This window comes from Candidatus Omnitrophota bacterium (assembly GCA_013791745.1).
Taxonomy (GTDB): domain Bacteria; phylum CG03; class CG03; order CG03; family CG03; genus CG03.
Genome location: VMTH01000063.1, coordinates 1 through 10,657, shown reverse-complemented (window position 1 = coordinate 10,657; position 10,657 = coordinate 1). Strand labels below are relative to the sequence as shown.

At 46.9% G+C, this 10,657-nt stretch carries 12 protein-coding genes; all 12 read left to right on the top strand.

The window, feature by feature from the left end:
• Positions 1–948, top strand: a 948-nt coding sequence (locus FP827_03005) for an aminotransferase class III-fold pyridoxal phosphate-dependent enzyme (GenBank protein ID MBA3052047.1), incomplete at its 5' end; no start/stop codon positions are given.
• A gap of 58 nt (positions 949–1,006) precedes the next feature.
• Positions 1,007–2,794, top strand: coding sequence for a TonB-dependent receptor (locus FP827_03000; protein MBA3052046.1), 1,788 nt, complete (start codon positions 1,007–1,009; stop codon positions 2,792–2,794).
• Between the two features lie 57 nt (positions 2,795–2,851).
• Complete coding sequence (locus FP827_02995) at positions 2,852–3,874, top strand: hypothetical protein (protein MBA3052045.1); 1,023 nt, start codon at positions 2,852–2,854, stop codon at positions 3,872–3,874.
• Between the two features lie 156 nt (positions 3,875–4,030).
• On the top strand, positions 4,031–4,579 hold the full coding sequence (locus FP827_02990; protein ID MBA3052044.1) for a hypothetical protein: 549 nt from the start codon (positions 4,031–4,033) through the stop codon (positions 4,577–4,579).
• Positions 4,580–4,669: 90 nt separating this feature from the next.
• Positions 4,670–5,113, top strand: a complete 444-nt coding sequence (locus FP827_02985) for an Rrf2 family transcriptional regulator (GenBank protein ID MBA3052043.1) — start codon at positions 4,670–4,672, stop codon at positions 5,111–5,113.
• Positions 5,114–5,233: 120 nt separating this feature from the next.
• Positions 5,234–6,538 (top strand): aminotransferase class I/II-fold pyridoxal phosphate-dependent enzyme, encoded by a 1,305-nt coding sequence (locus tag FP827_02980; protein ID MBA3052042.1) that lies wholly within the window; start codon positions 5,234–5,236, stop codon positions 6,536–6,538.
• 14 nt (positions 6,539–6,552) lie between these two features.
• Complete coding sequence (gene cysK, locus FP827_02975) at positions 6,553–7,485, top strand: cysteine synthase A (protein MBA3052041.1); 933 nt, start codon at positions 6,553–6,555, stop codon at positions 7,483–7,485.
• A complete protein-coding gene (locus FP827_02970) occupies positions 7,486–8,634 on the top strand; it encodes a homoserine O-acetyltransferase (protein MBA3052040.1) in 1,149 nt (382 codons plus the stop codon). It abuts the gene before it with no gap.
• Positions 8,631–9,224 carry a methionine biosynthesis protein MetW gene (metW, locus tag FP827_02965; GenBank protein MBA3052039.1) on the top strand — a complete coding sequence of 198 codons (594 nt, stop codon included), beginning with the start codon at positions 8,631–8,633 and terminating at the stop codon, positions 9,222–9,224. Before FP827_02970 ends, metW begins: the two co-directional genes overlap by 4 nt.
• 2 nt (positions 9,225–9,226) lie before the next feature.
• Positions 9,227–9,856: a hypothetical protein gene (locus FP827_02960; GenBank protein ID MBA3052038.1), complete on the top strand. Its 630-nt coding sequence runs from the start codon at positions 9,227–9,229 to the stop codon at positions 9,854–9,856.
• A complete protein-coding gene (locus FP827_02955) occupies positions 9,857–10,168 on the top strand; it encodes an XdhC family protein (protein MBA3052037.1) in 312 nt (103 codons plus the stop codon).
• A 69-nt stretch (positions 10,169–10,237) separates the two neighbouring features.
• Positions 10,238–10,645, top strand: a complete 408-nt coding sequence (locus FP827_02950) for a hypothetical protein (protein ID MBA3052036.1) — start codon at positions 10,238–10,240, stop codon at positions 10,643–10,645.
• The last annotated feature ends 12 nt before the right edge of the window (positions 10,646–10,657 follow it).

The window sequence follows — 10,657 nt, the reverse complement described above, 5'->3', positions numbered from 1 at the left end:
TTTGTAAACTCCGGCACGGAAGCGGCAATGAGCGCTATACGTTTGGCCCGAGCTTTTACTAAAAGAGATATTATTGTTAAATTTGACGGCTGTTATCATGGCCACGCCGACCATCTGCTGGTCGCGGCCGGTTCAGGTGTTAGCTGTCTTCATAAAAGTTCTTCAAAAGGAGTGCCTGAGAGTTTTTTGCAAAACACTATTAGTCTGCCGTTCAATGATTTTACAGCAGTTAAAGATATATTTCAGAATCATCGTGATAAGATTGCCGCTGTGATAGTTGAGCCTGTGCCGGCCAACATGGGCGTGATAATTCCCAAAAACGGATATCTGCAATTTTTGAGTGATATCACTAAAAAAAGCGGAACACTTTTAATTTTTGATGAAGTAATAACCGGCTTTCGCTGGCACAAAAGCGGAGCCCAGGGTTATTTCGGTATTAATCCGGATCTTACGGTACTGGGCAAAATAATAGGCGGGGGATTCCCGATCGGCGCCTTTGGTGGGAGAAAAGAAATAATGAAACTGCTTGCGCCGGCGGGCCCGGTGTATCAGGCGGGAACGCTTTCGGGGAATCCCGTAGCTATGGCCGCCGGCATCGCGGTTATGGACGAGATATCCAAAAAAGGTTTTTACGATAAAATAAACAAGACTTCCGAGTGTTTCTTTGTTGAAATCACGGGTAGATTGAGAGGGCGAAAAATTTCCGTTAATTCCATAGGTACTATGTTCTCAATATTTTTCGCAGGGGCACCGGTCGAGGATCATACCGGCCTTAAGAAATGCGATATAAAGAAGTTCGCCCGTTTTTACCGCGGAATGCTATACAGCGGCGTATATTTTTCACCGGCCCAGGGGGAAACGAACTTTATTTCATCCCAGCACACATCCTCAATACTGGCAAGAGCAGCTGCGGCAGTTGAAAGGACAGCGGGAGAGATAAGAGGATGAGGCGCTGGCCGCGCTGTGCGAGGACCGCCAATGGCAGAGCACTTATGAGGGCAAAACAATGTATATGAATTTTTTAGCGGCGGCAGTATTGGTTTTATCTCCTGTTTTTGTTTGCGCCGGGAACAGTTTACTGCCGGAAACAATTGTTGTAACCGGCACGAGAATTCCGGCGAGTTTTTCCGGCGCAACAAGAAATGTAACCGTAATTGAAAGGGAAGATATTGAAAATGCTCCCGTCCGTTCAGTTCCCGAGCTTCTCAGTTATATGCTTGGCGTAGATATTCAGGAGCGGGGGACTTACGGAATTCAGGCGGATGTTTCAATAAGGGGTTCAACATTTCAGCAGACCCTTATCCTCGTTGACGGAATCAGAATAAACGATTCCCAGACCGCGCACCACAATATGGATCTTCCGGTATCTATAGCAGATATAGAACGGATTGAGATTCTGCGTGGCCCCGGCTCGTCGGTCTACGGGACGGACGCTTTCGGAGGGGTAATAAACATCATTACCAGAACGCCGTCAGAGGCCAGGTTTGACGCTGAAGTTTCCGGGGGCGGAGATAATACACGGGCGGGCCTGATAAGCGGCAGCCGGAAATGGGGAAACTTCGGACAATCTTTTTCAGCGGAAAAGAAAACTTCGGATGGGTTCCAGTATAATAACGATTTTGAAATTTCTAATTTCACAGGCAAATCATCTTTCAGGCTGCCGGGGGCTGATTTTAACTTGCTGCTTGGAGTTACCGATAAAGACTTCGGCCCGCATAATTTCTACTTTACTGGAGGAGATGAGGAAAGGGAAAGAACCGTAGCAAAATTTGTCGCTCTGAATGCGCGGATTGCTCTCACGGAGCGCATATCTCTTGAGCCGAAGCTGTATTCCCGCAGGCATGACGATAGGTTCGGATATAAGTATGGGAGTAATTTTTACCAGAATGAGCATACCACCCAACAAAACGGAATTGATGTACATATCCTGGTTAAACTGACGCCGCAAACCAGTCTTGTTTCAGGAGGGGAATTCAGCGCTGACAAAATTGAATCCAGCAATATGGGAAACCGCAACCAGAGAATAATAGCTCCTTATTTCGAATTCAATACGACTGTTTTTAATAAATTATCGCTTGATTTTGGCATGCGTGCGGACTATCATTCCGAATGGGGCAGGCAGTTGTCCCCGACGGCGGGTCTGGGCTGGCAAATAGATAAAAACTGGAAACTTCGTTCGGCTGCAGGCCGAGCCTTCCGCTCCCCTTCTTTTACGGAACTTTACTATCTAACTCTCACAAACAAAGGGGATTCTTCGCTTAGGCCTGAAAAAAACATATCTTATGAGATAGGCGCGGATTATTCTATTGACAGGATTTCCGCAGGGATAACTGTTTTCAGAAGACGGGAGAGCGATGTCATTGACTGGATAAAAAATACACTAAGTGACCAGCAATGGCTGGCAAAAAATATAGGCAGAGTAGCGGTTAACGGCGCCGAAATTACCACCGGAATAAAAATGGCTCCCGCGACACTGTCTATAGGATATGTTTTTGTTGACATGGATTCCCAAGCTGATTACATATCAAAATACGCCCTCAGGGCACCGGAACACCAGTTTTCATCCGTGATCAGCTTTCCGGTTGCGGGGATTTCCGCCGACGCGCGGACGGTGTATAAGAAAAGGCCAGGCGAGAAAGGATATTTTCTGCTGGCATCGGGCATTTCAAAAAAGTACGGGAAAGTGGAACTTTTTCTCAGGGGGACAAATCTATTAAACGTGTCCTATGAGGAAATTACGGACGCGCCTTCTCCCCCGAGGTGGCTCGGGGCCGGGGTGAAAATTAAGATATAAAAGAGGTGTAAAAATGAAACCGGATATCGATAAATACGGGTTTATGTTTTAAAAAGAATGAACAATATAAAAGCGGTAGCAATGTTGTCGGGAGGGTTGGATAGTACTTTAGCTGTGAAACTTATGCAGGATCAGGGCATTGAAGTTGTTTGCCTTAATTTTTTCACAGCTTTCTGCATGTGCGACGGGAGCAAGGGCTGCCGAAAAACGGCAGCTGTTGTTTCAGAACAATTTGGAACACAGCTCAAGGTTATTAATGTTTCTGAAGAATATATGGATATAGTTAAGTCGCCTGCTCATGGATATGGAAAGAATTTAAACCCCTGTATTGACTGCCGGATTTTTATGCTGAAGAAAGCCGGAGAATTTATGAGGCAGATAGGCGCAAAATTTATAATAACAGGCGAGGTGCTGGGCCAGAGACCTATGAGCCAGAATCGCCGCGCAATGGAAATTATTGAAAAAGAAAGCGGCCTTGAAGATCTTATAGTGCGCCCTCTTTCGGCACAATATTTTTCACCCAGTTTGCCAGAGAGAGAGGGGTGGATCAATAGAGAGAACCTTCTGAGCATCAAAGGGCGTTCACGAAAGAAGCAGTATGATCTGACAGAGAAACTCAGGGTTTCCGGATTCGCCTGCCCTGCAGGCGGATGTTTGTTAACGGATCGCAAATTCAGTTCCGTGGTTCAGGATCTTGTGGTTTCGGATATGCTTACTCCGGCGAATGTCAATATGGCTAAACACGGGAGGTATTTTAAAATGGATAGATTTTTTAAGCTATTTGTGGGGAGAAATGAGGCGGAAAATATATGGCTGAAAAAAGGAGCCCGTGAGGGGGATCTATATTTGGAAACGGTTGACAAAGGGCCGGCTGCTGTAGGCAGAGGGGAAGCGAGTGAGGCAATTATTAGGGAATCGCTGGATATTGTAGCGTATTACTGTAAATCCGACGAAGCAAAGATTAATTTTTCTGTTCTGCCGGGTGATACAAGTTGTAGGATTATCCGCGACAAACTAACTGAACAAAATCTGGCGGATTACAGAGTGTCGGAGACGGTTCGTAAAAAAAAAAATATTTAGGAATAAAACCTTATGGAATTAAACCAAAGCGATAAATGCGTTCTCATGTTTTCAGGAGGACGTGATTCTACAATAGCCGCTATGCGGCTTTCAAAAATGTTTAAACATTTGATTCTGGTTACGGTCATATCGGAGCATTTAGTTGGAATTAGGCGGGTGCATCAAAGAATTATGCAGCTTAAAAAATATTTGCCAAAAGAAACGGAATGGGTTCAGGTAATTCTTCCAAAATTTACGATTAAAGAACAGCTGCTTAATGTGACCTGCCTTCCGTGTCAGAGGGCGTATATTGTCACGGGAACCATAATTGCGCGGAGGAACAATATATCAAATTTGGCCATGGGTTATTCCGGGTATCAGAATTCCTGGCCGGAGCAAACGCCGTATGCGACCGGCGGGCTGCGGAAATTACTGAAAATTAAAGGCATTCAGCTCCATTTGCCGGTTTACAGAATTAAAGAAAAAGACTATGCGCTTGACGAGCTTACGCGGCTGGGCTTGAAAAAGGAATCTTACGAGCAAAAATGTCTCAAGCAGAAGTATAACGTTGACTTAGATGAAGAGATATTAAAAACAGAAATTGACAAGTGGATAGACGGCATTTCAGAAATTATTCAATCAAAAAATAAAGTTACATTAGATATTCGTTTTCACGGAAGAATATCAGATATCGTCGACTTGCCTTCAAAGACTCAGAAATTATAGGCAATTTATATCAGTTTAAAGATTGACAGAAATAAAGGGATTTATTAACATCACGAAGACGATGATAATTGTGATAAAAGAGGGAGGGCTATGAAATTATCGACAAAATTGAGATACGGCGTCAGGGGGATGCTCGACCTTGCCAAGCAGGACGGCAAGGGCACTGTGCTTTTAAAGGATATTGCCGCAAGGCAATCCATATCGGAGAGCTATCTGGCAAATATTTTCGGCCCGCTTGTCGGCGCAAAACTTGTTGTCAGCAAAAGAGGATGCCGCGGCGGATTTAATCTCGGCCGCAAGGCTTCAAAAATCAAATTGAGTGAAATAGCCGCAGTTATAGACGGCCCCATTTCACTGGTGGACTGCATATCCAAAGCTGAATCCTGCAAGAAAATTTCAAGTTGCGCGGTGAGAGTTGTTTGGGCCCGTATGGAAAAAGCATTGAATGAAGTGCTTGAATCAATTACATTGCAGGAACTTGTGAGAATTGATGCGGATAAAACGGGCAAATTGGCAAAAATGTATCACATATAAACGGGAATGATATTTACGAAAATTAAATTTATGGGTTGTAGCACGCCCGCTAAACAGCGGGCCGGCGGACAATCGCTTGATGGGAGCGCAGCTCAAGGAAATATTTAGGGGAGAAATAAAATGACTCAGCAAAAAAAGGAATTTGGTTTTAACACGCAGGCCCTGCACGCGGGTCAGACACCGGATCCAGCGACTCTATCGCGGGGAGTTCCGGTTTACCGCACCAGTTCGTATGTGTTTAAAAGTACCGAGCACGCGGCGAATTTATTCGCCTTAAAAGAGCTGGGGAATATCTATACACGGCTCATGAATCCGACTCACGATATTCTTGAGAAAAGGATCTCGGCGCTTGAAGGCGGCGCGGCGTCGGTGGCGGTGGCGTCGGGAACAAACGCTATTTTTTACACCGTGATAAATATCGCCAAAAGCGGAGATGAGATCGTCTCGGCCAATAATCTTTACGGCGGGACATACACGATGTTTGATGCTATACTGCCGAATTTCGGTATAACCACGAAATTCGTTAAGCCTTCCGATCCGGAGAATTTTGAGAAAGCGATCACCGACAAAACAAAGCTGCTCTATCTTGAAACTATAGGTAACCCCGTTCTTGATGTGACGGACATAGAGGAGGTCTCAAAGATCGCGCGCAGACATAATCTGCCTCTGGTGGTAGACGCCACTTTCACCACTCCTTATCTGCTCAGGGCCATTGAGCACGGCGCGGATATTGTTGTCAATTCTCTGACGAAATGGATAGGCGGTCACGGTTCGGCGATAGGCGGCATAGTCACCGATTCAGGTAAGTTTAACTGGCAGGACAAGAAATTCCCGCTCTTTACAGAACCGGATCCGAATTATCACGGCTTGAAATGGGCATATGATTTGCCGGAGGCCCTGGCTCCAATCGCCTTTGCCCTGCGCTTGAGGACGGTGCCGCTGCGAAATCTCGGCGGCAGCATATCGCCGGATAACGCCTGGATCTTCATACAGGGCACAGAGACGCTTCCCCTGAGAATGGCGAGGCATTCAGAAAACGCTCTGCTGGCCGCGCAGTATCTGAAGAATCATCCCGGCGTTGAATGGGTGAGGTATCCGGGGCTGAAAGATGACCCGTCTCATCAGGTGGCGGCGAAATATCTGAAAAAGGGTTTCGGCGGAATGGTCGTTTTCGGTATCAAGGGGGGCCTTGAAGCGGGAAAGAAATTTATTGAAGCGCTTCAGTTGTTTTCACATCTGGCCAATGTCGGAGACGCGAAGTCTCTTGCTCTGCATCCGGCCAGCACCTCCCATTCCCAGATCCCCGCGGATAAGCAGCTTGAGGCGGGCCTGACGCCCGACCTCATCAGGCTGTCTATCGGTCTTGAGGATATAGATGATATAATATGGGATATTGAACAGGCGCTGAAAAAAGCCATAGCGTAGAAAAGGAGAATACGATGAAAAAAATTTATGAGGATATCACAAAAACGATAGGGCACACGCCGCTTGTTAAATTAAACAGGATGGCGGGGGCTGAGAAGGCCGTGGTGCTCGCGAAGCTGGAATCGTTTAATCCGCTTTCAAGCGTCAAGGACAGGATCGGCGTGGCGATGATAGAGGCGGCAGAAAAACAGGGGCTGCTGAAAAAGGGTTCGGTTATAATCGAGCCCACGAGCGGCAACACCGGAATAGCTCTTGCTTTTGTCGCGGCCACAAAGGGTTACCGGCTCATTCTCACAATGCCCGACACTATGAGCGCAGAAAGGCAGCAGCTCCTGAAGGTATTCGGCGCCGAGCTTGTTTTAACGCCCGGAGCCAAGGGTATGCAGGGCGCCATAGACAAGGCGGTGGAGATACAGAAAAAAATAAGCTGCAGTTATATACCGCAGCAGTTCAATAATCCCGCCAATCCCGAAATCCACAGAAAGACCACGGCGGAAGAGATATGGAACGATACGGAAGGTTCCGTTGATATTTTCGTTGCGGGTATCGGCACGGGCGGGACTATTACGGGTGTCGCCGAAGTTTTGAAGAAAAGAAAAAAAACAATTAAGATCATCGGCGTTGAGCCTAAAGATTCGCCTGTCTTGAGCGGAGGCGCCGTGGGGCCTCACAAGATACAGGGGATAGGAGCCGGCTTTGTGCCGGATGTCCTGAACCGGGATCTTATAGACGAGATAGTCACGGTTACTAATGACGACGCGGGTGAGACGGCGCGAAAGCTCGCGAGCGAAGAAGGGATACTCGCAGGCATTTCCAGCGGAGCCGCCGTATGGGCCGCGCTTGAAGCCGCAAAAAAATACGAGGGCCGGAACATTGTGGTCATTCTGCCGGATACGGGCGAGAGGTATCTTTCAACATGGCTTTTTGATTTCGCGAAAACGGGGTAGATGAAGAAACAAGATAAAATACCTGAAAGCGGCGTCGGCCAGCCCGACGGCCTGGGTTTCGTTGAGACGAAGTCTTTTACTTTCAATGAAATGCTTTTTGATTCGGGGGAACTTTTCGGACCAGTTACGGTTGCTTATGAAACTTACGGCAGGTTGAACGCGGATAAGAGCAATGCGGTCCTTATTTGCCACGCTTTGACAGGTGACGCTCACGCTGCCGGTTTTCACGCCGGCGACGATAAGCCGGGCTGGTGGGATGAGATGATAGGCCCGGGCAAAGCATTTGATACAAACAAATATTTTGTGATATGCTCAAATGTCATAGGCGGCTGTAAGGGCTCGACGGGACCTGCCTCAATAAACATAGATACCGGCAAACCCTACGGGCTGAGTTTCCCGGCCCTGACAATAAAGGATATGGTCACATCGCAAAAAAAACTCATTGAGCATCTGGGGATAGAAAAACTTCTCGCAGTGTCAGGCGGCTCAATGGGAGGAATGCAGGCCCTTCAGTGGGTGGAGTCGTATCCCGAAAACCTGTGTTCCGTTATACCCATAGCCACGACTATGAGGCACTCGCCGCAGCAGATAGCTTTCAGCGAAGTCGGCCGCCAGGCCGTTATGGCCGATCCGGACTGGAACGGCGGTGATTATTACGGCGGCTCTCTTCCCGTAAAAGGTTTGTCGGTGGCGAGGATGGTAGGCCACATCACCTATATGAGCGATGAATCCATGATAGAGAAGTTCGGCCGCAGAAAAAAACAGGTGAGGCCGGATTTTAAGTTCGACCCGGATTTTGAGGTGGAGGGCTATCTTAAATACAGGGGAGATAACTTTGTGAAGAGGTTTGACGCCAATTCATATCTTTACTGCACAAAGGCCCTTGACTGTTTTGATTTTAGCGGCGACAAACACCCCGCAGATGTTTTTAAGGAGCTACGAGCGCAATTTCTGGTTATCGCCTTCAAATCCGACTGGCTGTATCCGGCCTATCAGTCGCTTGAAATTGTAAAACTCTGTAAACTTTCCGGAATTGACGTGACATATTGTGAGATCAAATCCACCTACGGCCATGACGCTTTTCTTCTGGAAATAAAAGAAGAGACGCATCTGATAAAGCATTTTTTGAAAAAAGTCGAGGGAAAATGAAAAATTCAAGAATCGAACACAGGGTGATCAGCGATCTTATCCCGTCCGGCTCAAAGGTTTTAGAGCTGGGCTGCGGCGAAGGCGCTCTGCTGGAGCTTCTGGTGAGGGAAAAGGAAGTGCGCGCGCAGGGCCTTGAGATCAACGAGCAGTCAATATACAAGTGCGTTGAAAAGGGACTGAGTGTTCTGCACGGCGATATAGAGGGGGGGCTTTCCGAATACAAAGACAAGGCCTTTGATTTTGTCATAATGGACAGGACATTTCAGGAGCTGAAGAAACCGGCGGTAGCGCTGGATGAAGCCCTGAGGGTGGGGCAGAAAGTCATAGCGGCTTTTCCGAATTTTGTGCATTATAAAGCCAGGCTCCAGTTTTTCTTCAAGGGGAAGGTGCCTGTCACCGAGGCCCTGCCCTATGAATGGTACAACACGCCGAATCTTCATTTTTTAAGTGTCATTGATTTTTTTGAATACTGCGCCAGGGAGAAGATACGGATTGAGAAAGAGATATTCATCGGGAATAACAGAAGGATAAGGCGATTGCCGAATTTGTTCGCGGAAATAGCCGTGTTTCTTCTTTCAAGAGGGGGTTGATCATGAGAACTATAGCTTTGTTATTTTCCGGCGGAGCCGACAGCATGTCTGCGGCGGTTTACTATTTGAAAGCGGGAGACAGGGTTAAAATGGTGACTTTCGATAACGGCGCGGAGCGGAAATTTGAAAATTCAAAAAAAACAGCTGAGCTTATACGGAAAAAATTCCCGGGCCAGGTTTCATGGCAGCTTCAGGATTCCAGTGCCCTTTTCAAAAAGATGGGCATTGTAAATATAGATAAAGACATCCAAAAATACGGCGACAGCCTCGTCTGCTGCAGCTGTAAGCTCGCGATGCTCGCTGAGATGATAGTCTATTGCAGGAAGAATAACATAAAAGTCATTGCAGATGGGTTTAATAAGAATCAGCTATATTATCCTGAACAGCTTCCAGAATATATGGAGCCTGCCGGAGAGCTCACCCGGAAATACGGTATAACTTACGAGCATCCTATCTACGGCCTTTCAAGGGCGAAGCGAGATGCTTTGATCCTCTCGGCAGGAATCAATGCCAAGCCTTCGCAGGCATCATGTCTTTTCGCCTTTAACCGCGTCCGGAACAAAAGAGTGGGGGAGTACACAAAATCAAAAATTTCACTTGTGGCAAAATATATTAACAGGGAAATCGGATAGATGGAGATTTTTGCCGCAATCATAGATAGCCAAATGCGTGGCAACAAAGGCGCTCTGGCTACAGTAGTTGAGACCAGGGGCTCTACTCCGAGGAAGGCCGGAGCGAAGATGTTTGTTTCAGAGGACGGTTCTTTTGAAGGGACGATCTGCGGCGGCTGCGTTGAAGCCGAAGTTTATCAGGAAGCGCGCGGTGTTATAAAAAGCGGCGAATCAAAAATAATGGAATTCCGCCTTACGGCAAAAGAGATGCCGGAAGACAGCGGCCTTATTTGCGGGGGTGTTATGAGAATATTTATCGAGCCGATACAGTGAGGATGAGGGCATTGAAGTTGTTTGCCTTAATTTTTTCACACCTGTCTTCTGTGCCAGCGGGACTATGTCGTGAGAGGGACTGTCATTGCGCAAAGGCGGGGAATATCAAATTTAGCTATGGGATATTCTGGGTATCAGAATACCTGGCCGGAGCAAACGCCGTATGCCACTGAAGGGCTTCGGAAAGTGCTGAAAACGAACGGAATTCAGTTGCAGTTACCTGTCTATGACATCAATGAAAAAGATTATGTGCTGAACGAGCTTACAAAGATGGGTTTAAAAAAAGAATCTTATGAACAAAAATGCACCAAGCAAAAATATAATATTGACTTGGATGGAGATATATTAAAGGCAGAAATTGACAAATGGATAGCTAGCCCTGAGGGAATTATCAAATCAAAAACCGCGATTGAATTAGATATTTGGTATCGCGGAAATATGGAGGATGCTGCATGGCCGGCTTTGTCAGGGCGGTAATTGGCTTCGCGT